The sequence below is a fragment of the Enterococcus sp. C50 genome (genome assembly GCF_040887505.1).
In the GTDB taxonomy this organism is placed as follows: Bacteria; Bacillota; Bacilli; order Lactobacillales; family Enterococcaceae; genus Enterococcus_B; species Enterococcus_B thailandicus.
This window is the reverse complement of record NZ_JBFOFW010000002.1, coordinates 108588-133749: the sequence shown is the minus strand read 5'-3', so window position 1 is coordinate 133749 and position 25162 is coordinate 108588. Positions and strand designations below refer to the sequence as shown.

At 33.7% G+C, this 25162-nt stretch carries 12 protein-coding genes; all 12 read right to left on the bottom strand.

Features of this window, described 5'->3' with window-relative positions:
* Positions 1-93 precede the first annotated feature (93 nt).
* Positions 94-543, bottom strand: a complete 450-nt coding sequence (gene nusB, locus AB3I20_RS03135; RefSeq protein WP_071868205.1) for a transcription antitermination factor NusB — start codon at positions 541-543, stop codon at positions 94-96.
* Complete coding sequence (locus AB3I20_RS03130) at positions 536-961, bottom strand: Asp23/Gls24 family envelope stress response protein (protein WP_071868204.1); 426 nt, start codon at positions 959-961, stop codon at positions 536-538. The genes nusB and AB3I20_RS03130 overlap by 8 nt, the downstream gene beginning before the upstream one ends.
* Positions 962-979: 18 nt before the next feature.
* Positions 980-1537 carry an elongation factor P gene (gene efp, locus AB3I20_RS03125; RefSeq protein WP_067480502.1) on the bottom strand — a complete coding sequence of 186 codons (558 nt, stop codon included), beginning with the start codon at positions 1535-1537 and terminating at the stop codon, positions 980-982.
* Positions 1538-1694: 157 nt separating this feature from the next.
* A complete protein-coding gene (locus AB3I20_RS03120; protein ID WP_067480499.1) occupies positions 1695-2759 on the bottom strand; it encodes a Xaa-Pro peptidase family protein in 1065 nt (354 codons plus the stop codon).
* Positions 2760-2954: 195 nt separating this feature from the next.
* Positions 2955-3200 carry a GlsB/YeaQ/YmgE family stress response membrane protein gene (locus AB3I20_RS03115; protein ID WP_067480496.1) on the bottom strand — a complete coding sequence of 82 codons (246 nt, stop codon included), beginning with the start codon at positions 3198-3200 and terminating at the stop codon, positions 2955-2957.
* Positions 3201-3334: 134 nt separating this feature from the next.
* Positions 3335-3709, bottom strand: a complete 375-nt coding sequence (locus AB3I20_RS03110) for a DUF956 family protein (RefSeq protein WP_067480493.1) — start codon at positions 3707-3709, stop codon at positions 3335-3337.
* Positions 3710-3830: 121 nt separating this feature from the next.
* Positions 3831-4490, bottom strand: coding sequence for a 4'-phosphopantetheinyl transferase superfamily protein (locus AB3I20_RS03105; RefSeq protein WP_368026928.1), 660 nt, complete (start codon positions 4488-4490; stop codon positions 3831-3833).
* Complete coding sequence (locus AB3I20_RS03100; RefSeq protein ID WP_368026927.1) at positions 4487-6916, bottom strand: AMP-binding protein; 2430 nt, start codon at positions 6914-6916, stop codon at positions 4487-4489. The genes AB3I20_RS03105 and AB3I20_RS03100 overlap by 4 nt, the downstream gene beginning before the upstream one ends.
* A gap of 64 nt (positions 6917-6980) precedes the next feature.
* On the bottom strand, positions 6981-7892 hold the full coding sequence (gene yqeK / locus AB3I20_RS03095) for a bis(5'-nucleosyl)-tetraphosphatase (symmetrical) YqeK (RefSeq protein WP_349702530.1): 912 nt from the start codon (positions 7890-7892) through the stop codon (positions 6981-6983).
* Positions 7893-7894: 2 nt separating this feature from the next.
* Positions 7895-8290 carry an aspartate 1-decarboxylase gene (panD, locus tag AB3I20_RS03090; protein WP_071868199.1) on the bottom strand — a complete coding sequence of 132 codons (396 nt, stop codon included), beginning with the start codon at positions 8288-8290 and terminating at the stop codon, positions 7895-7897.
* Positions 8291-24178, bottom strand: coding sequence for an amino acid adenylation domain-containing protein (locus AB3I20_RS03085; protein ID WP_368026926.1), 15888 nt, complete (start codon positions 24176-24178; stop codon positions 8291-8293).
* A 69-nt stretch (positions 24179-24247) separates the two neighbouring features.
* Positions 24248-25162: a PTS system mannose/fructose/sorbose family transporter subunit IID gene (locus AB3I20_RS03080; protein WP_067480490.1), complete on the bottom strand. Its 915-nt coding sequence runs from the start codon at positions 25160-25162 to the stop codon at positions 24248-24250.

The window sequence follows — 25162 nt, the reverse complement described above, 5'->3', positions numbered from 1 at the left end:
GAACCACTCCCTGAACTTTTTGTCTTTTTATTCTACCATAGAATTTGATTACCCAATAACAATGATTTTTATTTCTCAAAAAAAAGCTAGGGCCTATGCCCCAGCTTCCATTTCATTTAAAATATTGGATAATACGCCGTTCACAAATTTGCGTGAACGATCATCACTAAATGTTTTCGTTAACTCGATTGCTTCATTTAAAGCAACTGGAGCTGGAACATCGGTCACATATTTCATTTCAAAGATTGCAATGCGCAAGATAACTAAATCCATTTTTGAAATTCGATTGATACGCCAATTATTTTTTAAATGTTTTTCAATCATTTGATCTAATTCATCTTTTTTCGCACACACACCACCAACTAGTGTGTCCAGATAAACCGGAACAAATTCTGATTCTTCCTCATTAATCAATTCACGCTGATCTAACTCAATTGCATGCATGATTGCATCTTCTTTTGTTAAATCTGCATTGAAATCTAGTGGAAATAGTGCTTGCAACGCCATTTCACGAATCTTATGTCTTGATATTTCTTTATTCATTTTCGTCCTCATCGTCTTCAAAAAGTTCTTCCAGTGCGGGTTGTTCTAATTTTTCAGGTACCACTGCTACCACGTGAATATTCACTTCAGCTAAAGCCACGTCTGTCATAAATAAAACTTGTTGGACAACACGTTCTTGCATCTCCATTGCCACTTTGGGAACCGATACTCCGTATTCTAAATAGCAATAAATATCTACTTTTAAGCCATCTTCTTCATTCGCAAGATAGACACCTTTACCATGAGCTGCGCGACCCAATAGTTCAGTTACATTGCTAGCAAAAGTACCACGCATGCCATATACACCTTCTACTTTAGAAGCTGCAATTCCAATAATTACTTCAATAACTTCAGGAGCAATAACAATTTCTCCTAAATCTTGATTTGCGTTTAAGACAAGATTTTTTTCTTCTGCCATTTTTCTTCCTCCTTTTACCTAAGCACGAGATACATATGAACCGTCTCCGGTATTAACAATCAGTTTATCTCCTTGGTTCACAAAGAAAGGTACATTAACCGTTAACCCAGTTTCCATAATTGCTGGTTTCGTTCCGCCAGAAGATGTATCTCCTTTGATGTTCGGATCCGTTTCAGCAACCTCGAGAATAACTGTATTGGGTAACTCAAGACCTAAAATTTCTGTGTCATACATGATAATGTTAACTTCCATGTTTTCTAAAATATACTTCAATTCATCTTTAATCTGTTCTTCAGGAATTTCAATTTGTTCATAGGTTTCTAAATCCATGAAAACATGGCTTCCTGCACTTTCATAAAGATATTGCATTTTTCGATTACTGATTTGAGCTTTTGCTACTTTTTCTCCAGCACGAAAAGTTTTTTCCTGTACGCCGCCTGTACGCAAGTTTTTTAATTTTGAACGAACAAATGCAGCACCTTTTCCTGGCTTAACATGTTGGAATTCAATCACTCGCCAAATCCCGCCATCCACTTCAATTGTTAGTCCTGTTTTGAAATCATTTACAGAAATCATAAATAGCCTCCTAATTCTTTACGGAGAAAAACTCCCAGCTCTGCTATCTTCTACATGCGTAAAAGTCCTTCTATAGTGTATCACTAAATCTAGCTATTTTCTATAACAAAAGTCGGTGTGCCAAGCAGGAAAAGAAATTTTTAAACATCGGGTGAAACTATAGAATAATTAATTCTTTTGGTGAGTGAGTCAGCACACGATTTCCATCTTTTGTAATTAATAAATCATCTTCAATTCGAACGCCACCAATTCCTGGCAAGTAAATTCCAGGCTCATCAGTGATAACATTTCCAGGAACAAATTGTTTTTCTGCACGAGAAGAAACATTTGGACCTTCATGAATTTCTAACCCGATACCATGTCCAGTCGAATGACCGAACGCTTCACCGTACCCATATTTTGTAATATAGTCACGTGCTACCGCATCTAGTTGGATACCTGTAAGTCCAGGTTTTGCTGCATCTAAGACAGCAAGCTGTGCATCTAACACGATTTGATAGATTTCTTTTAACTTTTCACCAGGATCACCAATAGCAAACGTCCGAGTCATATCAGAAACATATCCTTGATAATAACAACCAAAGTCCAACGTAATCAAGTCACCTTGCTCGATTACTTTTTCACTCGCTACACCATGAGGCATGGCTGAACGTAACCCACTGGCAACAATCGTATCAAACGAAACGCTCGTTGCACCTAACGAACGCATGTAGAAATCAACCTGATTTGCTACTTCGATTTCAGTCATTCCTGGTCGAATCATTTTTAGAATATGGTCATAAGCCATATCAGCAATGCTACATGCTTTTTCAATAATCGCGATCTCTTCTTCGTCTTTTACTTCGCGTAACTCTTCAATCATTCCACTAACTGGGATCAATTCTGCATTGATAATTTCTTCTAACACAGAATATTCTAAGAAGGATACCGTTGTTTCTTCGAACGCTAAAGCATTTAAGTTTTCTCTTTTCACTAAATCAGCTACTTCATCAAAAATCGGGCCAACGTTTTTAATAATTTCAAAACCTTGTGCTTGATTAGCAGCTTGTTCTGTGTAACGGAAATCTGTAATAAAGAATGCTTTGTCCAACGTGATAACTGCTAAACCAGTAGTACCTGTGAAATTGGTCAAGTAACGAAGGTTATAGGGACTTGTAACTAAAAATGAATCCAAATTTTCTTCTTGCATTTTTTTGCGTAGTTTTTCAACACGTACCATCATCAATAAAATCCTTCTTTCTTTACTTTCTTTTTTCTATTATAGCAAATTATTGTTGTTTCTCGTATGAATATGAATGAAAAAAATTTGTTAACTTTCTTTCCTCAGCAAAAAGAAAAAAGAATTTGTTCAGCAAACGCCAAACAAATTCTTTTCCAACAAAAAACAATCGAATCATTGCTTTTTCTATTTAAAAACTTATGCTTTTTTCCCAAAGAAAAATGAAACAACTGCAACTAAAATAACTGCGCCTAAAATTGAAGGCACAATCGCCATGCCTGCAGCACTTGGTCCCCAGTCGCCAAAAATCGCTTGACCAATACTTGAACCAATCAATCCTGCGATGATATTTGTAATGCAGCCCATTGAATTTCCTCTGTTTGTGATGGCGCCAGCAATTGCTCCAATAATTGCGCCAACGATTAGTGTCCATAACCAACCCATAATCTAACCCCCTTCTTTACAAGATAATTTTATCATAATGATTTTCTTACGAGCAAATGATTGAATTTTACTCCAAGAACAAAACAGAAAAAGAACGAGTAACTTTTCCTAACAGAAAAATCACTCGTTCTTTTTTATTTACGTTTAAAGATATTGCGAACGCCTCTCTTAACAACATCAAAGAGACTCAAAGATTTGACCATGTGATCAGGATCAACATAATTACGGACTGCTCTTAAAACGACTTTTGGTTTTTTTGAGGAAAAAGAGTACGTACCATTTCTTTTTGTTTGAATAGCATACCGAGGTATCCATTTACCCTTAAACATTACAGAAGCAATCACGTAATCAACTTCTTCCCAAGGGATTTGAACAAACTTACGTGCATCTCTTTCATTATAAAATTCAAACCCTTTATCACCAATCATGATTTTCCCATATTCAGTAATTCCTAAATAAGAAGTAGCATTGACTGTTAAATCGACTTTTGTATTGATTGATTGTACCATGCTAATATTAACTCCATTCAAGTTATTCTCTGTTCCAACAGAACAAAATGCTCGTCAGTATCATTACAATTATAGACATTTCTAAAAAATAAAGCAATGCAGGATGAAATCACTTAACTTGTCAATTTTTCGAGAAAAGTTTGGCGAAATTATCTAAAAATTCACTGATTTCTTTTTCCGTTACTAGTTGAAAGGATGGTTGGTCAGGACTTACACTTGCGACACAAATACACCCTTTACGAAAAGAATACTGATGAAGATAGACTTCACTACTAACTGCATCTTTTAATTCACCATTAGCGTTGTAGATTAATTCGGTTGATGGCGAAGAGTACCAGTCTTCATTATACAGTTTACTGATTGCCTCTTTAGCAGTCCAGAAAACTACTTTTAGAAAATCATTCTTCATCACTTGTGTCTTTTCACTTATTGAAAAAACTTCATTGACGATCACATCGTTAATATTTGATTCCATCTCACAATCAATTCCGATGTTTTCATTCGAAATTCCGATGCTAACTAATTTATTTGTATGAGAAATTGAAATATGACAATTCATTTCTTCCAGATAAGGCTTTCCATTAGCCCCTATCTTAATTTCTCCAACTAATTTTTCAGTTGCTAAACAAAGTAATACATAGGCTAAAGCCGAGTTATATTGATCCTCTTTTCTATAAAAATTACCTACATAATCATATCGGCTTCGCGAAGCGCCTCTCACAAACGTCATCACTTCTTCAAATAACAGCGTATCAATCGGAGCAATCAATACTCTTTTCATTTTTCAGAACCTCCTTCAGGTATAAGTTGAAGAAGTTTTTTGATTATCAGAGCAGTCTCTTCCTCAACAAATAAATAATCATGTCTTGAAAATACATCAATTATTCGATTATTACTAAACAACCTACAGATTTGTTGGTTGCTTAACGGACGTTCTTCCACCATACTTCGGACAAAAATAGTTGGTACCGCCAGCGTCTTAGGTTCGTAGTCAATTAAATCTTGAAAAACATCATGATTATTTTTAATCAATCGTTCTGTTGTAATATTTTTCTGATCTCTATTTTTAAAAATATGTGTTTCTTCGAAATATTTTCGATAGTAACCATTTTTTTCTCTTGTTTGTGCCAATTTTACGTCTTCTAGATTTAAATAAAACGGAGAATCTAGAATGATTAGTTCTGTAACTTCCTTATACTTTCTATTTGCCATTAACTGATGGCAAATTTCACTAGCAACTACTCCACCATAACTCCAACCCATTAGTTTAATCTGATCGTTCTCTTTTTCTGGAACAAAATTCTCAATAAGTTCGCTGTAATACTTTGCAATATTTTCAATTCCATCAATTCGTTTTCCTGATGTAAGTAAGTTATGAGGCTCAATAACATAGATAGGAAATTCTGGCGTAATGATTTTTTCAAACAAGGGGCGATAAACATCACTGCCAGTATTTCCTGAATGGACAATGAATAGACCTGGATTTCCCTTCATTTTGGCTGTCCTAGCTACAAAAGTATAAATCGACTGAAAATTGTTTTCTTCTAACAACAACATAGCCATATCACAAAGCTTACTTTGTTTGTGCAGTTCTACAAAATTAACTTTTTGATTTCTATCTTGTAAAATTTTAACACCTAATTCCATTATTTGTAGGGAACTGGCACCTAATTTTTTAAAATCACTATCAAAAGTGATTTTTTCTTCATTAATATTTAAAATTTGCGCCCAAGCTGTCGTTAGATACGCTTCTATCTTTTCTTGCTTTTTACTGATGTGACGCTGATCCACCACTTTCACTTGTTCTGACAGCTCAGCGAAAAGCTGGCTTTCATCCGTTTTTCCATTGCCATTAAGTGGTAGTGATTCTATCTGACTGATTCTGGTAGGGATCATTACATCTGGTAAATAGTGATTTAGTTGTTTCAGAATTAGCTTCTCATTCTCAATTTCTTTGCTACTAATCCAACAGTAAATACGATTTTCTCTGACAGCCACATAACTTTGCTGTAGCTGAGAAATAACACGTTGTAATGCTTCTTCAATTTCTGCTAAATCAATTCTCACACCGTTTATCTTGTATTGTCGATCACGTCTCCCAAGATATTCAATTTCACCTGATGCTAGTATCCGTGCAAAGTCCCCAGTACGATATCCCCTAATTTTCTGCTTATTATTTGTGTCTTTCACAGTTATAAACGTTTTTGATGTAGCTTCAGGATTAAAGTAATACCCTAGCGCTACTTGTGGACCATAAATAAAAAGCTCACCAACCTCATTTTCAGCAAGAATCTCATTTTGCTCACCAAGTATGAATGCATTCATTCGATATACTGGCTCACCAATAGTAATTTTTTTATCGGTATTCTTAATTTCTTTAATTGTTGCAGCCCCGCATTCAGTGTTTCCATAAACATTGAAAATTTTATATGATACCTTACTTAAATCGATATTAGGAAATCTTTGACCTGAAAAAGTTAATATTCTCAAACTAGGAATCTTCATGCACCTAACTATTTGTTCCCCAATCACTGCTGTAGTATTCATAAAGGTAATTGAATGTTTGATTAAATACTCTTCCAATAAATTTAAATCATGGCGAATTAATTCGTTAACTGTATAAAGTGTCGCACCAGAGTAAAGAGTTGAAAAAAGTTCAATATAACTGATTGCAAATGAATAAGGTGTATATGCTGCTACTTTATCTTTCACACTAATTTCAAATTTATTTTTTTCCCATATGACCGTATTCATCACATTTTCTCTAGGAATCTCTACAGCTTTGGGCTTTCCTGTAGAACCAGAAGTAAAATAAATTGCCCACGCATCTGTACGTTTACTTTTTTCTTGTGCAACTTTTTGGAACTGATAATTTCCATCTTTTACAGAAATAATTACTGTCGCTTGAGCCGTCTCAACCATTTGGGTAAGTCTTTCCTTTGGCTGAGTAACATCTTGTGGAATAAAGGTGACAGACAATCTTGTTAGCGCAAGAACCATAATTGGAAAGTAAACACTTCTTGGTATCTGAAGAGCCACACACTGATTATCAAGTTGATATTTTTTTACTAATCTAATCGTCTCATCTATTTTTTCTTTCATTTCAAGATAGGTTAATTCATTTTCATCATCAACTAAAGCTAGTTGATTAGGTATTGTATTTGCATAATCAAAAATTTGTTCTAAAAAATCTTTTGATTCGACCATTGCCTACTCCTCCTGCTCATTCCTCTTCAACAAAATCATTTTGGATATTTGTGTCACTATTTGATTACTCTTTAGCGTTCAATATTGTTTCTAAAATACGAGGATTTTTTACAGCAAATTCATTTTTAGCAAAATAATAATTAATTTGTGCAGCTAGATTAGGTGCGTTGGGATCTAATTGAAGAGCGGAAGCAACTTTTATTTTTTCGTTTTCAAAAATCGTATTGCTTGCATTCATTAAAGCTGCTGCAATAAAAGCTTCATCTGCATCAATATTATTGCTTTTGACTAAGTTTAAAGAATTCTCTGTCCTTTCAAATATTTTTTCATATTCACGAATAATTTCATTTAGAAAATATTTTTTTCTTATTTCTGACGTAATTTCAGTTGTTTTCTCGTTCATTAACAAGTTTTTTTGTAAAGATGGGAATGTTTGATTTCGAATATAATATCCATAACTTCTTCTCAAAAATGGATGTACCACATATAAATCTGATTTCCATAGCCATTCTAGGAAATACTTGCAGCCTTCATCCAGTGACTGTTCGAGTGCTTTTAGCAATCCATTTAGGTACGGTGGTTCGCCATTTCGATCCCAATGTATTTTGTCAGCAATAAAGACAATTTTTACGAATGAAGAAGCATTATCAATACAAGTCGTATGGTAAAGGATTGCATTTAATATTTCTGTATCTTCGATTTCAAACAAATTTCTGGCAAAAAATTCCCCTTGTTTTGCATGAACAAGCATTGGAATCTTTTTTTCTTCTTCAAAAAGCGGGATGCTATAAAGCTGTGCTACTTCAACTCTATCGCTATCGGGAATGGCTCCCCCTAGATCATGAAGAACACCTGCTACAAATGCACGCTTGGGATCAACATCAAATTTTTTTGCTAACTCATAGGAAACTTTCCCCACGCCAATTGCGTGGAGAAAGTTTTCTGTTACTGGGTTTAAAAAATTTCTTTCTTTCATTTTTATTTTAGCTCCTCTGTTAGTAACCCATACTTTTCGTATCTAACTTTCCGCTGAACTTTATTCGCTTCATCAACCAAAACAACATACGGTTTGTTATCTGTTACCTCACTAATTTTTAACTGACAGTAGCTCATGATAATTATTTTATCTCCCACAGAGACGCATCTAGCTGCTGCCCCATTCAAACAAATCATCCCTGAGTCTCTTGGTCCTGCAATAACATATGTTTCAAACCTTTCACCATTATCAACATCGGCAATCTGTACTTTTTCATATTCAAAAATATGACTTGCTTCCATCAAAGCTTCATCAATCGTGATACTTCCTACATAATCAAGTTCTGCTTCGGTGACCGTTGCTCGGTGAATTTTTCCTTTTAACATTTCAACTAACATTTAATTTTCCTCCTGAAAAATAGCTTTTATTTGAATCATTGGATTTTCAATTATTAAGTGAACGATTCTTTGATAAACAGCTATGAATAATTTTATTTGATCTGGTTGGAACAAATCTTTAGCATAATTGAAATCCAATGTTTGTCCCCAAACAAAGAGTGTTAAATCGCTGAAAGCATCTTTTTGGACTTGTTGATTCATTTCTTTTATGCCTTCAAACAAATTAGAATGACTCAATGCTTCTCCCTTAAATCCTTGAATTCCAAAATATAGCGTATTTCCGCTTAATTGAATCTTGTTTTCCTCTAGCACTTGTTCAAGTGGAACATCCTGATTACTTTGCGCTGAAACAACTTTTTCATTTAGTTTGTTTACAAATGTTATAAACGTATCTGTTTCATTTATCTCGATCTGCAACAATAACTGATTGACAAACAATCCAATCAACTTATCCACTCCAGCAACATTTCGATTGAGCGTAGGGATGGCAATAGCAATTTTTGATTGCTTCGTGATTTTTGCACTCATTAAATAGAAAATACTTAATAAAATGTTATGCATGGTCAAATCATTTTTCTTAATTAACTGTTGAAGTTTTTCGTATTGTTTGTCGTCAATATGGAAATATTCATCTCCGCCAGCCATTTGCTGATTTTTAGAAGTAATCTTGTCAGCTAAATAAACACCTTTAAAGTTCCCTAATTCTTTTTTCCAATACTTCAATTGCTGTTGTTTGCGGTCACTGTTCAAGAAGCTATATTGGCAAGCTGAATAATCCTTGTATTGATAAGGCAATTGTTCTAATTCTTTTTTGTCATAAAATGCTTCAATTTCTTTTAAGAATAGTGAAGTAGACCAGCCATCAAAAGCAATATGATCAATCACACAACAGAATTCATCGTTGGTTATATTTACTTTAATTGGAATTTCCTTGCTCAAATCAAATTCATGATTAAAATATCTTTCAGTATCAATTTCATCTGAAGTAACTACTAGTTTTTGCTCATCTACGACTTGGTAATCTTCATAAATTTTGGTTCTAAGAACTTCATGTCGATCAACTACTGCCACTACGGCTGCTGCTACTCGTGCTGGAACAATGGTTTCTTTTAGTTTAAATCTAATTTTGATGTTTCTATAAGAGTTCTTTGATGCTCTTTGGTATAGTTGCTGAGCATATGCTAATTTTTGTTCTTTGACATCATTAAAGTGTTGCTTAGTTACTTCTAGATGGTCGTTGCTTCGTACTTGATTGTGTTTGTTTTCATCAATAATTTGTGCTATTTTTTCAATCGTTTTATTTTTAAATACTTGACTGATTGTCAGCTTGTATCCCAACTTAGCTTTAACCAAACTAATCAACTTAATTACTTTAATAGAATCACCACCAATACTAAAGAAACTTTCTAGTATTGAAATATTCGTTTTTTCTAATTCAAGAACTTCGCAAACGATATCTAGCATTGTGTCTTCTACTTCATTTCTCGGTGTTATAAATCTTATTTGATTATCATAGGAAATTTTTGGTAAAGCTCGTCGATCTATTTTTCCATTAATTGTTAAAGGAAATTCTTTTACATATTGATAACCAGACGGCATCATATAGTCTGTTAAATACTTCGCAAGGACATCTTCAATGGTTTTACGTTCGATTTCTTGTTCTCCTTGATAATAAACGCCAAGATATTTACTATCTGATTTTCCTAAAGCTAAAGCGAGTACCTGCTTAATCCCAGGAACTTTCAACATTGCAGCTTCAATCTCACCCAATTCTATACGAAATCCTCTTATCTTCACTTGGAAATCATTACGGCCGATTAATTCATATTCTTGATTCAATAATCTTCGAACGACATCCCCCGTTTTATAGATTCTGGTGTATTCTGGTGAATTAAAAGAATTATAAGGATTTTCGATAAAGCTAGCTTTTGTTAAGCTTTCTTGTCCATAATATCCTGCTGAAAGTTGTGGTCCACCAACATATAATTCTCCAGGTGCTCCATCTGGTAACAACCTCAACTGTTCATCTAAAATATAATGGGCATAATGTGGAAATGGCGTACCTATATTTGAATAGTTGTCTTTTACTTTTTTCATTGAAGTCCATACCGTTCCCTCTGTTGGACCATAGATGTTAATCAAATTGATTGTTTTGAAACGATCAGCAAATGAGGCATTCATTTTTTCGCCACCTACTAAAATAGTTGTTAGCGCACTTTCTAAAATCTTTGCATCATTTTCTTGGAATAAATAACTAATCTTTCCTGGTGTAGATTGTAAAGTTGTTATTCGATTGTTTTTCATAAATATAGGGAAATCTTCTGGCTGTCCCGTAAATAAATGAATTGATTTCCCTCTCAATACTTGTCCAAACACCTCTGTTCCAAAAATATCAAACACAGGTTCAGCAATGCAACCAAATTCAATATCAGTTGTCCCAGTTCTCTCAATTGAAGCAATCATATTAGCCAAATAACAAATGAAATTACGATGTTCAACCATTACACCTTTGGGATTTCCAGTAGTTCCTGAAGTAAAAATAATATAGGCTAAATCTTGTGGCAGAATCCCTACATTAGGATTGCTATCATTTAAAGAGAACTCTTGTTGCATGAATTCTTCAGTAATTGTCAATTTTGCCTTGACTTGCTTTTGAATATAAGCAATTCGTTCACTAGGGTAGGACGTGGCCATTGGCACATAGACAGCTCCTGCTTTTAAAATGCCAAGCATCGCAATTATTATTTTTTCAGACTTAGGCAACAATAACGGAATCTTATCCCCCGCTTTGATACCATATTTTTCAATTAGTGTATGCGCCAAACGATTGGCTTGTTTATTTATTTCATCAAACAAGTAAATGTGTTGATCGAATTCAATTGCTATATTTTTCGGCGTTTCTACAACCTGCTTTTCAAAAATTTCTACAATTGTTTGCTTAGGGTACTCAGCAAAACCAAATGTTGGTACGTTCTTAACATACTTCAGTTGATTTGGTTCATTCATAATTTGTTCAATTAAGTAATGCATCAAATGAAACAGTGCATCAATTGTTCTATCAGCAAATAATTCAGCTGCATATTTTATACGTATATTCAACTCATTTTCTGTCTCATAAGCGACAATTGTCAGAGGATAGTCTAGTTTCTCTACGCCACTTGTTTTCGTAATACGAAGATGATTATCCTCACCACTTCCTTCTGGTACTGGGTAGTTTTCATAAATAAAGAGTGTGTCAAATAGTCGATCACCATTTTGTTGTAGCTCTGAGAGATTGACGTACCCGTTCGTCATTCCTTCATTATTGAGATCCTGAAGTTCATGTAACTGATTGATAATGTTTTCTTCCGAATGCTTCAATTGAATTGGTAAGGTTTGGATGTAAAGACCGACGCTGTTTTCTACATTAGCTATAGGTAAGTTTCTCCCAGCATTAACTACGCCAACTGTCGTCTCTTTCACCCCACCGTAAATACTCAATACTTTATGCCATACATATTGCATAATAATGTTGGTTGTTATTTCATGTTTCTTTAGAAAACCACTTAGCTTTTCATGTTCATTCTTGGACAACTTAAAGATCTTATCCTTGGGATCTCTAATCCGATTAAAGTTTTCAATCTTGGTATCTCTCATCTCATCTTTGAATAGGCCAGAAAGATCTGGGTGTAAAACTTCGTTAAGCTGGATTTTCCAGTATTCTTTATCTTCATTCGTATGTTCTACTAAATAAGCTTGTGATTCAATATAAGCTTTGTCTTTTACTATCCGAACTGGTTGATTATTAACTAAGTCATGATAAATAGCATGAACCGTATTTAACAAGATTGGATTAGACCAACCATCAAGTATTGCATGGTGATTCGTTAGCACGCAGACAAAATGAGTTGAACTCAATTTTATTAGTCTGACTCTAAACAAATTACCTTCTTGTAAGGAAAAAGGAATTTGTCTTTCTCTTTTGACAACCTCTTCAACTGTAACGTTTTCTAGATAGTCAAAATCAACTTGTCCGCGTTTCGCAATGACTTGTAAAATCTCACCGTATTCCGCATTTAATGATAGACGTAGAGTAGGATATTTTTGTTGCGCATAAGCCCAAGCTCTCTGATAGTTAACCACATCAATCGCTTGTTCATATTCGAAAATAAATGAACAAACGTAGGCGTCATCATTCGTTAAATTATTTAAACTTTGATAGACAAAACCTTTTTGTAAAGAATTAGCTAGCAAGACCGTTTCAAGTTCCTGCGTGGCTTGGAGTATATCCAGATTTTTTTGAGTAGTAACTTCTTGAACATCCTCAACGGTCAAGTAAGTACGATTCATTTGCTCTAGGTCAGCTATCAATTTTTTTAGTTCTTTTTCATATTCTGAAGCAAGTTCCGTTAATCCCTCAATAACTCCACTAAACTCTAATGTCAACATCTCTTGATAAATTGCACTATTGATTGTTAGAACTTCAGTAAATGCTACATTCGTGGGATTCCCTAATTCTGCTTGGACAATGGACCAATCATTATCTTTTCCAGTAGCTACTTGTCCTAAATAATTAAACATGATTGACGGAAGTTTTTTTGAATGGATTCCCTTATTTGCAACATAATTTATCCCATAGTCTTTCACTTCTCGTCCAAAGGTTTTTGTTTCAAGTAGATTGGTCGAAATCAATTGCGGATATATTGTGGTAAACCACCCGACTGTTCTTTGAATATTCAAGTTAGGGTCTATTTCTCCACGTCCATGAGATTCTACTTTTACACTGGTGATATCTTTTTGATTTACTTTTTTTAATGTTCTAGCTAAAGCCGTCAATAAAAGATCATTCATATTTGTATTAAAGACTTGATTTACTTTTTCTAGTAATTTTTTCGTTTCATTGGAATTAATAGTTAGCTTTGTACTACGGTACGTATCTCCACATCTATATCTTTCAATAGGTAGATTATCCGCTTCAAAAGTGAAGTTTTTTTGTTTAATTGAATTGACTGCTTCGCTCCATTGACGATAACTAGTCTGTTTCTTCAATAAGTTCTTTCCTTCATAAAGTTCTTTTAAATCAGATGCAATAATTTGCCAAGATACACTATCAATTATTAAGTGATGACAGATAATAATCAGCATATTTTCTTTTATTGAAAAACGATACAATTTATCATCAAGTTGAAAACTTTCCTGTATTTTATTGAGATCATCCGTGCTATTCACTAATGAAATGTCAACTGTTGAAATTGATGGACCATAAGTCTGAACACCATCTTTGAATGTTAAACGTAAAGCATCATGATAATTAACCAATTTGACAAGGGCATCCTTCAATTTATCCATGGCTACTTCTTCTGGTAATTGAATGGCAAATGCTTGGTTAAAATGAGCTGAATGATATTCTTCAAAGAACCATTCTTGAATAGGGAGCATTTTGACTTTCCCAGTTAATTCCCCTTCTTCAGAACTCATTTGAACTTCACCAAGTTCATCAATCAGTAACGCTATTTCTTTAATTGTTTTCGCATCAAAAATTTGTTTAATTGAGACAGTTTTGTCCATTTTTTGTTTCAGACGATTGCTCAATTGGATTGCTTTGATTGAGTCTCCGCCCAAATTAAAAAAGTTATCTAATATGCTAATTTTTGCTTGCTCATGTCCCAACAATTCAGAGAAGATTGACCGTATTTCTAACTCAGTCTCATTTCTAGGTTCTAGAAATTCTTCAAGGATCAATTCAGAAGTTGGTAAAGAACTACGATCCAGTTTTCCGTTGATTGTTAATGGAAAATGTTCCATATACATATAGATTTTAGGAACCATATAATCAGGGAGTTTTGTTTTTAACATCTCTCTCAAATAATCTGGTGAGAATTTTTCTGAACTCAAATAATAAGCAATAAGTTGCTCATCTTTGTTTACCACGATTGCTTGCTGAATACCATTTATTTCTGCTAGTTGTTTCTCTATTTCACCAAGTTCAATTCTCAACCCGTGAATTTTTACCTGAAAATCATTTCGACCTAAATAATCGATTTCTCCTTGATTATTGACTCGGACAAGATCACCTGTGAGATAAATCCTTCCAACTTTTGGATGGTTGAAGAACTTTTCGTTCGTTAGTTCTGCTTGATTTAAATAACCTCGTGCTAATTGAACACCACCAATAGCTAACTCACCAATTGCGCCTGCCGGCAATAGCTGGTTATTTGTTCCCAGCACATAGCAATTCGTATTAGCTACAGGTTTTCCTATAAGAATTTTATTGATATTGACAGGATTACAATCATAGGCTGTGACGTCAATACTTGCTTCTGTCGGACCATACAAGTTGTATAAATTTGCGTTGGGAATCATTTTTTTAAATCGTTGAACACTTGCTAAACTTAGTGCCTCACCAGAGCAAAAAACATATTTTAGCGAAGACATATCTACTTGATTAGCCACAATATTATAGGTTTCTAAAGTATCTAAGAATACATCCAACATACTAGGAACGAAATGCATAACAGTAATCTGTTTCTTTTTAATTTCACTTGCAAGGTATAATGGATCCTTATGCCCATTTTCCTTTGCAAAAACGATTCTTGCTCCCGTCAAAACTGCCCAGATTTGTTCCCACACGGATACATCAAAAACATAATTCGTCTTTTGATAAACCTTATCTTCTTTGCCTATTGGGTACACTTCGTTCATCCATTGAATACGATTGCTCAATCCTGCATGTTCAATCATCACGCCTTTAGGTTTACCTGTGGTTCCTGAAGTAAAAATGATATAAGCTAACTCATTGAGAGTTGGCCTCATTTTTATCGAAGATTGACTTCCAGTTAAAAATCCCTCAAAGGATTGTGTTACCACTAACGTACAATTTAATTGATTAAGAATATATTCTTTTCTTTCTTCAGGAAATTCGGGAGAAATTGGGACATAAGCACAGCCTGCCTTTAGTACTCCCCAAATAGAAATTGCCATTTTTTCATTCCGTTCTAGAATGAGTGGCACCTTATCCCCTCTCTTGACACCATTACTCAATAAATAGTTAGCAAATTGATTAGTCAATAAATCAAACTCTGCGTAAGTTATTCTTTTCTCTTGATATTCAATCGCAATTGCTTTTGGTGTTCTGATAACTTGTTCAGCCAAAAGATCAACAACTGTCTTTTGAGGATATTCTTTTTTTACTCCTAGTGACATTTTTTCCGGCAAGTAAAGATTAGCTATCTTTGTTGAATCATTTTCGATTACTTGTCTAATCAATGCTGTATAGCTATCAAGCATTGATTGAATTGTGTCCTCACTATAGATATCCGTACAATAGTTAAAGTTGATAAAACCATTCTCTACCAATACAGATAAGTCATATTTTGCAGTTTTTAAACTTAATTCCTCATTACAGTTTATAAACACATCATTCTTTATCAAATTGGTTGGAGCAAAATCTTGAACACTAAATAGAACTTGAAAAATTGGATTTCTTGAAGTGTCCTGTGGAACATTCAACATCTTGACAATTTGTTCAAATGGAATGTCTTGATTATTTTGAATCTCTAGCACGGCTTCATTATTTTGGATAAATAATTCACCTAGGCTCAAGTTATTTGTAATTTTGGTCCTAATAGGTAATGTATTGATAAAAAATCCAATTAAATCTTCAGTACCCGCGACATGACGATTGGCAAACGGTGTTCCTACAACTACTTCTTGTTGATAGCTGTATTGTGAGAGTACAATATCCAGTAAAGTTAACATAATCGTATAAAGACTTGTCCCATGTTTTTTAGCTAAGTCTTCCAAAGAATTTTGCCATTCTTTCTTGAATACACTTCTGACATCCGCTCCAACATACGAAAATTCTTTTGGCCGTTTAAAATCTGCTGGCAGATTTAACGGTTGATAAGCTGCCAAATATTCTTTCCAGTATTCTTTCTGCTTATCTAGTTGTCTATCAGTTAAAAATTCTCTTTGCCAATAAGCATAGTCCTTATATTGATTTTGTAATGGTGGTAATTCATTGTCATGATACAAATCATTTAATTCTTTTAGTAAGATCTCCGTTGACCATCCATCAAAAGCAATATGATGGATACTAATCATTAATTGATTCTTATAAATATTGACTTTGATTGGAATTTCTTTTTCTAAATTAAATCGTTGCTCTACAAATTCTTCTGCAGTTATTTCTTGGTGTGAAATTTTAAGTTTTTCTGATTGAATGACTTGATAACCATCGACAATCAACGTTCGCAACACTTCATGTCTATCAACTATTTGGATTAGGGCTTCTTCTATTTTCTTCCTAACTGTGTTTGTTCTTAAAGTTAAAATAATTGGAACATTATAAGCACTACTATCATCTTCAAACTGATCAATAAACCACAATCTCTCTTGCGCAAATGATAACTCAATTTTTTCTTTCCTTTTTACTTGATAGTTCTGTAGTTGTTTTTGTCTTGGTTTCATTTTTGCCATGGAAAAAATTGTTTTTGCTTGCATGATTTGTTTCACTTGTAGATTTATTTTGTTAGATAGTTTTAACGCTAAAATAGAATTACCACCTAGTTTATAAAAATCATCCATGATAGAAACTTTTTCTATATTCAGTAACTCACAAACAGCATTGGCTATTTCTCTTTCTCTTTTAGTTTGTGGGGATACAAATTTTTGCTGATCAAAAATAGGCTCAGGTAATTGCTTTCTATCTACTTTTCCATTGATCGTTAATGGAATCGTTTCTAATTTTATATATTTATTTGGTACCATATAAGCCGGTAAAACATTTTCTAAAGAAGAATGAAATTCACCCGTGTAATAAACGATAATATTGGCGCCTTTAACTACAGCCACACATTGTTTAACAGATGCTATTTCTAGCATACGAGATTCTATCTCTTTTAATTCAATTCGGTAACCTCGTATTTTAACTTGAAAGTCATTTCGGCCAATGTATAATAACTCTCCGGTTGGTAACTGTTTAACTAAATCCCCTGTTTTATATAGTCTTCCTTTTTCTGGGTGTGAAATAAAAGCTTGTTTTGTTTTTTCATCGTCTTTAAAATAGCCTCTAGCTAAACCATTTCCTCCAATATATAATTCGCCTATTGCGTTATATGGAAGTTGTCTTAATCCTTCATCAAGTACCCACGCAGTAACATTTTTTAAAGGTTTCCCAATGTTTCTAGTATCCATACCTGGCTCATAAAATTTTGTAGTTGCACAAATAGTTGTTTCAGTTGGACCATACGCATTTGCTATGGTTGTACCTTTTTTATTATAAGCTTCATAAATTTCTTTTGGTGTCGTTTCTCCAGCAACAATCAATGTTTTTAGATTTAATAAATCATCTCCATTCAAAATTGCTGGTGGTAATGTAGCTAAATCAATTCCATTTGTAACTATAAATTGTTTCAAATTTTGATAGTCAATTCTAGTGTCCTGATCCAATAAATAAGTCGTAGCTCCTGCTAATAACGTGTAAAATAATTCAAAAACAGATGCATCAAACACAAAGTCTGCAAAATGAATCGCTTTTGTTTCTTTAGTTATTTTGTATAGTTCAATTTGATTGTAAATTGTGTTGATGACATTTTGATGTTCAATCATTACACCTTTGGGAAGCCCAGTTGTGCCCGAAGTAAATATCAAATAAGCAAGATTACTATTTTCTAATTGAACATCTGGGTTTTCTACTTTGTGTGAAGAAACCCTAAACTCTTCTGTAATCACAAATGGTGCATTTGTTTTTTTAATAATGTAATTGATCCGTTCCTGAGGATACTCTGTGCTTAGCGGCACGTAACAAGCTCCAGCTTTTAAAATCCCTAGTATTGCAACTACATATTTTTCCGATCGATCCATGAGTATTGGTATACAAGTTTCTGGGTTTATTCCATACTGGTCAATTAATGTATGAGCAAATTTATTTGCTTCCTCGTTCAGTTCGGCATAGGTTAATCGTTTCTTCTTGTATACAATTGCTAGGCCATTTGAATTTGTTTCAGCTTGTTTTTCAAATAACTGGTGAATCAGCTTATGTGGATATTCTTTTTCTATTTTTTTCACACTATTTTCCGTTAACGTAAGTTCAGCAATTAATTGGCCTGGCTCATCAACGATTTCTTGTAGAATTCGTTCATACGTTTTGGCAATATCTGCAATTGTTTCCTGTCTAAATAAACTTGTAGCGTACGTAAAATCGATTGCGTTTTCTCTATGCATCATTGAAAAATCAAATTTAGTACTATCCAAATCTAACGCTTCATTGATTTCAAGATACACATCTTTATAGGACAATACGTCAGAGACATCTTGGAAACCGAACATAATTTGAAAAATTGGATTTTTTGATAAATCTGTTGAAATATTCAACTCATTTACTATATTTTCAAATGGTAGATCTTGATATTTTTGTGCATTAATTACTTGTTCACTATTCAAACGAATGAATTCATTAATTGTCAATTCAGGGGCTACATTTGCGCTCAAAGCTAGCGTGTTAACAAAAAAACCAATCAACTCTTCCGTACCTTTTATATGGCGGTTGGCAATTGGTGTACCAACAACTACATTTTTTTGATTGCTATATGTTGAGAGTAAGATCATAAATGCACTTAAAGTTACAGAAAATAAACTTGTTTTTTCCGTTTGAGCAAGTTCTTTTAATTTAGTAATTAGTGCTTCGTCTAGCTCATACGTGTATTCTTTCCCTTTATAGTCAAATTCTCTAGGCCGAGCAAAATCAGTAGGAAAATCTAATTCTTCATAATCAGCTAACTGATCGATCCAATAAGCTTTTTGTTCTTTTAATGTTTCATTCGTTTGCACTTTCCGTTGCCAAGTTGCAAAATCTTTATATTGTAAGTCCATATCTGGTAATTTTTCGCCATGATATAACTTAGCTATCTCACCTAATAATAGATTAGTAGACCAGCCATCAAAAGCGATATGATGAATATTAAAAGTTAGAACATGTTGATAGATATTCACTCTTATTGGTATTTCTCTATCTAACTCAAATTCATACGAAAAATAGTCGCTATTTTTAATTGGTTGATGCGTAATTTCGACTTGTGTGTTAAGTACTTTTTGATGAAAATCAACAATAACTGTTCTCAAAATTTCATGTCGTTGAACTACTTCCTGAATAGCTTTTTCTAATTTTTTCAAATCTACCTTTGGATTTAAAACAATAACTATCGGCACATTATAAGCTTGCGTGCCTTCTTCTAATTGATCAATATAAAAAAGTCGTTCCTGCGCATAAGATAACAGTTGGGCTTCTTCATTAGGAAAATTCTGTTTCTCAATTTTTAGGCTTTTAGCTGTAACTCTCGAAAGGTTACGAATCGTCTTCTGTTCAAAAATTTCTTTCACAGGTAAATCAATTAAGTTCGCTAATGAAATAGCTGCAATCGAATTCCCGCCCATTCTAAAAAAGTCAGTACATACGGAAGCTCTTGGTATCTCTAATACTTCACAAAACGCTTGAGCAATCTCGGCTTCTCTGGCTGTCTTAGGTTCAATATATTCTTCTTCATACTTTGGAACTGGTAGTTTACTACTATCTATTTTTCCATTAATTGTTAAAGGTATGTCAGAAATTCGAATATAAGCTGCCGGTACCATATAATCTGGAAGCTTTTCACTAACTTTTCTTCTCAACAGCATTGCGTCCAATACTTCATCAGCAGTATAGTAAGCAATCAAATTATCTTTGCTTACTACTATTGCAACTTGTTTGATTTTTTTTACTTCTTTTAGCTGCTTTTCAATTTCTGGCAACTCAATTCTGAATCCTCTAATCTTGATTTGTTGGTCTTTTCTACCATAGTATTGATATGACCCATCTTCCAATTGACGAACAAGGTCTCCAGTATTATATAAAATTCCTGTTCCAAAAGGATTCATAATATATCGCTGATTCGTTTCGTCTAATTGATTAATGTAGCCTCTAGTTACCTGATTTCCCCCTATATAGAGATTACCTACAGCACCAGCTGGAAGTAGTTTTTGATTATCATCTAATACATAAGGTTTTACCCCGCCTATCGGCTTACCAATAGAAAGGTCCTTTGTATCATTATTTACAAAACTCAAAACAGTCGTTTCCGTTGGTCCATAACAATTATTTATTTGTATGCCTGTTTTGGCATACTTTTCAATCACTTCTAAGGTAATGGACTCACCACCACAATGAATAACTTTCATACTTGGAACTAAATTAAGATCAATCTTGCCAGCTAACGATGGTGTCATACCGATTGCCTCTACATGATAATGATTCAAGGTTTTAATAAAGCGATCAATATCATAAATTAGATTCGTATCAAGCATCACGACACTTTCACCCATTGTAAATGGACGTATCAAATCATGAATAGATGCATCAAACACATATTCAAAGAAAGCGCCATTAATCATTCCTGATTTCATTCCTGAATGTTCCATTTTTGGAACTTCTACCACAAAATTACTTAGGTTTCCATGTTCGACCATTACTCCTTTAGGCTTTCCTGTAGTTCCAGAGGTAAAAATAATATAAGCTAAATCATTTGCATTTATACGTTGATTTGGACGAGCTGTGTTATTAGGAAAGTCTTGATGCATAAATTGATCATCAATAATGAAGCTTGATTTACAGGTTTCAATAATGTAATCAATCCGCTCTTGTGGATATTTTGGACTAATTGGAACATAAGCAGCTCCTGTTTTTAAAACAGCTAAAATAGCAATAATCATTTTTTCAGATCGTTGAAGCAATAAAGGAATTTTTTGCTCCGAACCAACTTGATACTCACTGAGCAAGTAGTTCGCTACTCGGTTCACTTCATTATCTAATTCTAGATAGGTCAATGATTTGTTCTCAAACCGCAGTCCAATACTATCTGGATGGATATCGACTTGTTCTTCTATCAAATGAATGACATTTGGTTTAGGCGAAACCTGGATATGTTGAATTAGTTTTTCTTGCTCTTCTTTGGAAACAAGAGTCACATCTTTTAATCGTTTATTTTCAGAATGTAAGTACGATTCTAATAATCTGAAAAATTGATTACCTAATCTAGCAATCGTAGATTTCTTGAAAAGAGAAGTATCGTAATTCAAGTATAAAGACATTGCCGATCCATAATCTTCTACTTCAAAAGTTAAATGAAATTTAGGCGCTGAAGTTTTGTATGGATTTCTTTTGGCTTCACCAGAAAAATATTCTTGAGAATCTCTTTGCTGGTAAACGTACATACAGTCAAAAAATGGATTTCTCCCATCAGTTGCTACATTTAAATCTTTCGCAATTTCTTCAAATTGATAATTTTGATTCGAAACTGCAGACAAAATATTTTCATTCATCTTTTGTAAAAATTCAACTGTACTTTGATTCTGATCAATACTTACTCTAATTGGTAACGTATTAACAAACATTCCTAACATATCTTCTGTTTTCTCATGCACTCTGCCATTAGCAACTGTGCCTAGAATAAAGTCTTTTGAATAATATATTTTAGATAGTAAGAAGCAAATAGTCGTACATAAAACAACATATTCACTTACTTTATTTTTTTTCGAGAATGCTCTCAATTCACTCAATAATTTTTCATCAAATGTAAATATTTCTGTTTGTCCAATTGATAAGAGATTCTTCTGGTATTGATAATCAGTTGCCAACTCTAATCTTTGATATCCTTCTAAATAGTTTCTCCACCATTCAGCTTCGTTGACTACATCTTGTTGATTAAACCAATTACTGTAATCTTTATAATGATATGCAGGCATTGATAGGCTTTCATTTTCATAAGCTTCTGATAATTCTTTATAAAAAATTTCTTCACTGGTTCCATCTGTAATAATATGATGCTTATCTATAAATAAAGAATCATTGTTATCTCCTCTTAACAAGCGAACACGCATCGTATGTCCTTCTTCTAAGTTGAAAGGTATAACCAATGACTCGAAATCCGAGACAAAAGGAATAATTTTAAAATCAAGTATCCCTTCTTGCATAATTTCTTGGATATACTTTCCATCTTTTGTAAGAAATCGAGTTCTTAGTGTTTCATGCTTATCCATTAATGAAGATAGCGCTTTCTTTAATTTGTTAATGTTTACATATCCATTAAAATCTAAAATTGTTTGTTCATTATACTTCGTTTGTTTTTTATTTAGTTGATAGAAAACAAACATCCTTCTTTGAGCTGGGCTCATGAATGTTTCTGTAGTATTAATTTGTACTAGTGGGATTTCTTTCACTGAATTTTGAGCAGCAATAGTAGCCGCTAACTCTTGAATACTATCCGTACTTAAAATTAATTTTGTAGATATTTTTTTATTTGTTTGATTCATTAGTTGATTAGACAACTTGATTGCTTGCAATGAAGTACCACCAAGCTCAAAAAAGTTATCTAATACACTGACTTTTTCAACTTTTAATAATTTTTCAATTAAGCTAACTAAGATTTTTTCATGCTGACTTATTGGCGCTACAAAATTTTTTCTGGCAATAGTTACTTCCGGTAATTTTTTCCTATCTAGTTTTCCATTATCATTTAAAGGTAGCTTTTCAAGCCAGACATAAGCATGAGGTTGCATATATTCAGGTACACCCATATTAACGACTTTTTTTATTTGTTGTTCATCAAGTCGTTCATCACTTACATAATAGGCAAGAATAAATTGGTTTTTATAACCTACTACTACCGAATTACTGATTCCTTCTACTTTATTGATTTGAGCTTCGATTTCCCCCGGTTCAGTTCTAATTCCATTAATATTTAATTGAAAATCATTTCTCCCCACAAATTCATATTCATGGTTAGTCAATTTTTTCACTAAATCACCAGTTTTACACAATCTTCCTTCACCAAACGGATTCACTACAAAATGCTTTTTCGTTTCTTCATCTAAATTTAAATATTCTTTGGCTAATTGATCACCTGCAACACAAATTTCACCAATTTCGCCAACTTCTACTTCGTTAAACGACTCATCTAATACATAAGTAGTCATATTCGTTAACGTAGCGCCAATATTATTGATGTCTTTTAGCGAATCAATAACCTTAGCAGTCACAGAATGAAATTCTGATTGCCCGTATACATTAATAAGCTTCACTTTATTTATTTTCGCGTTTTTGACAAGACTGGGTGGTAGTTTTTCGCCTGCCACGGCTACAGCTTTTAGTTGAGATAATTTTGAAAAGTCTAAGCTATCTGCGAGTGATGGTGTACTTTGAAAATAATTAATTCTTTTTTTCTCAATATATTGTGAAAATGTATCAATATCTTCCAAACAGTTTGGCTCAGAGATAACCAGTTTATGTCCATTGAACAATGCTGTATAAATCTGAGTTGTTGCAACTGAAAAAACATAGTTGACCAAAAAGAGCATATTAAGTGGTGCAGCAGTTTTGATAGCTAAAAACTCAGCATACGCCTTGATATGATTTAAAACACTCTTATGCGTGTGAACTACTCCTTTTGGATTTCCTGTAGTTCCTGAAGTATAAACCAAATACGCTTTTTCATTTTCATTGACTAGAATATCCAGATTAGTTGAATTTTGTTCAAATTTTTGATTCATAAATTCATCATCAATCAGCAGTTTGGCCTTCGTTTGTTTTCGTACAAAATCAATTCTAGCTTCTGGATACTGTTTAGATAGTGCTGTGTATGCTGCACCCGCTTTCAAAACTGCTAACATTGCGACAATAATATTCTCATTTCTTTCCAACAATAAAGGAATAATGTCGCCAACTTTGATCTTTTTTTCTGTCACTAAGTAATGAGCTACAATATTTGCTTTCTCATTTAACTCTTTGTAGCTCATTGATTCATTCTTAAATTCAACAGCTATTGCATTCGGACTTTTCACAACTTGTTTTTCAAACATTTTAACTAAACTATCGGTCATAATAACGCTACCTCCCTAAAAAAAATAGTCTGAAGCTCAAAATGAGCTCAGACTATCTGATTATAATTTTTACATCAATCCGATTAAGTGGAAGACAATACCAACCACGAATAATCCAAGGATAATGATGATAGGTGATACTTTTTTCTTAAGTAACCACATACAGAACAATGTTAAACATAGTGCAGCAAGACCAGGGATCAAGCTGTCTAAGTTGTCTTGTAATGTAGTAACTTTAGAAGAAGTTAAAGATAAACCTGCTGCTTGTTGTTCCAAAGCAGATTTAATTCCTTCAGCACCAGCAGGTAATTTGTCCCACTCGATGTATGCACCTTTATCAAGTTTTACTGTAGATACTGTAGGCGCAAAGCTGATTGATACCCAACGGTTAACTAATGAACCCAAGATAAACATCCCCAGAATTGAAGCACCTTTAGTGATGTCTTGTAGTAATCCACCAGATAAATCTTCCGTGATTTTTGAACCAGCTTTGTAGCCGAATTCCTGTGTGTACCACATGAAAGCCATACGAATAATATTCCAACCTAAGAAATAGATGATTGGACCTAAGATATTACCACTCATTGCAAGAGAAGCTGCTAATGCGCCAAGGATTGGTTTCACTGTGAACCAGAAAACTGGATCTCCGATACCAGCTAAAGGTCCCATCATACCAACCTTAACCCCTTGAATTGTTACATCGTCAACAGGTGCACCATTTGCACGTTCTTCTTCAAGTGCCAATGTAACCCCTAGAATTGGTGAAGCTACATATGGGTGAGTATTAAAGAACTCCAAGTGACGTTCTAGTGCAGCTGCACGGTCTTCTTTTGTTTTATATAATTTTTTGATTGCTGGAATCATTGAGAAAGCCCAGCCACCATTTTGCATACGTTCGTAGTTCCATGATCCTTGGATGAAAGTTGAACGCCACCAAACAGAAATACGATCTTTTTTCGATAATTGAATTCTTTCTTCTGCCAT

Coding starts and splice junctions, on each gene's coding strand:
- AB3I20_RS03110 (WP_067480493.1), bottom strand. CDS start 3,709: ATGGTACAATCAATCAATACAAAAGTCGATTTAACAGTCAATGCTACT.
- nusB (WP_071868205.1), bottom strand. CDS start 543: ATGAATAAAGAAATATCAAGACATAAGATTCGTGAAATGGCGTTGCAA.
- panD (WP_071868199.1), bottom strand. CDS start 8,290: ATGTTAGTTGAAATGTTAAAAGGAAAAATTCACCGAGCAACGGTCACC.
- AB3I20_RS03120 (WP_067480499.1), bottom strand. CDS start 2,759: ATGATGGTACGTGTTGAAAAACTACGCAAAAAAATGCAAGAAGAAAAT.
- AB3I20_RS03085 (WP_368026926.1), bottom strand. CDS start 24,178: ATGACCGATAGTTTAGTTAAAATGTTTGAAAAACAAGTTGTGAAAAGT.
- AB3I20_RS03080 (WP_067480490.1), bottom strand. CDS start 25,162: ATGGCAGAAGAAAGAATTCAATTATCGAAAAAAGATCGTATTTCTGTT.
- yqeK (WP_349702530.1), bottom strand. CDS start 7,892: ATGAAAGAAAGAAATTTTTTAAACCCAGTAACAGAAAACTTTCTCCAC.
- AB3I20_RS03105 (WP_368026928.1), bottom strand. CDS start 4,490: ATGAAAAGAGTATTGATTGCTCCGATTGATACGCTGTTATTTGAAGAA.
- AB3I20_RS03130 (WP_071868204.1), bottom strand. CDS start 961: ATGGCAGAAGAAAAAAATCTTGTCTTAAACGCAAATCAAGATTTAGGA.
- AB3I20_RS03115 (WP_067480496.1), bottom strand. CDS start 3,200: ATGGGTTGGTTATGGACACTAATCGTTGGCGCAATTATTGGAGCAATT.
- AB3I20_RS03100 (WP_368026927.1), bottom strand. CDS start 6,916: ATGGTCGAATCAAAAGATTTTTTAGAACAAATTTTTGATTATGCAAAT.
- efp (WP_067480502.1), bottom strand. CDS start 1,537: ATGATTTCTGTAAATGATTTCAAAACAGGACTAACAATTGAAGTGGAT.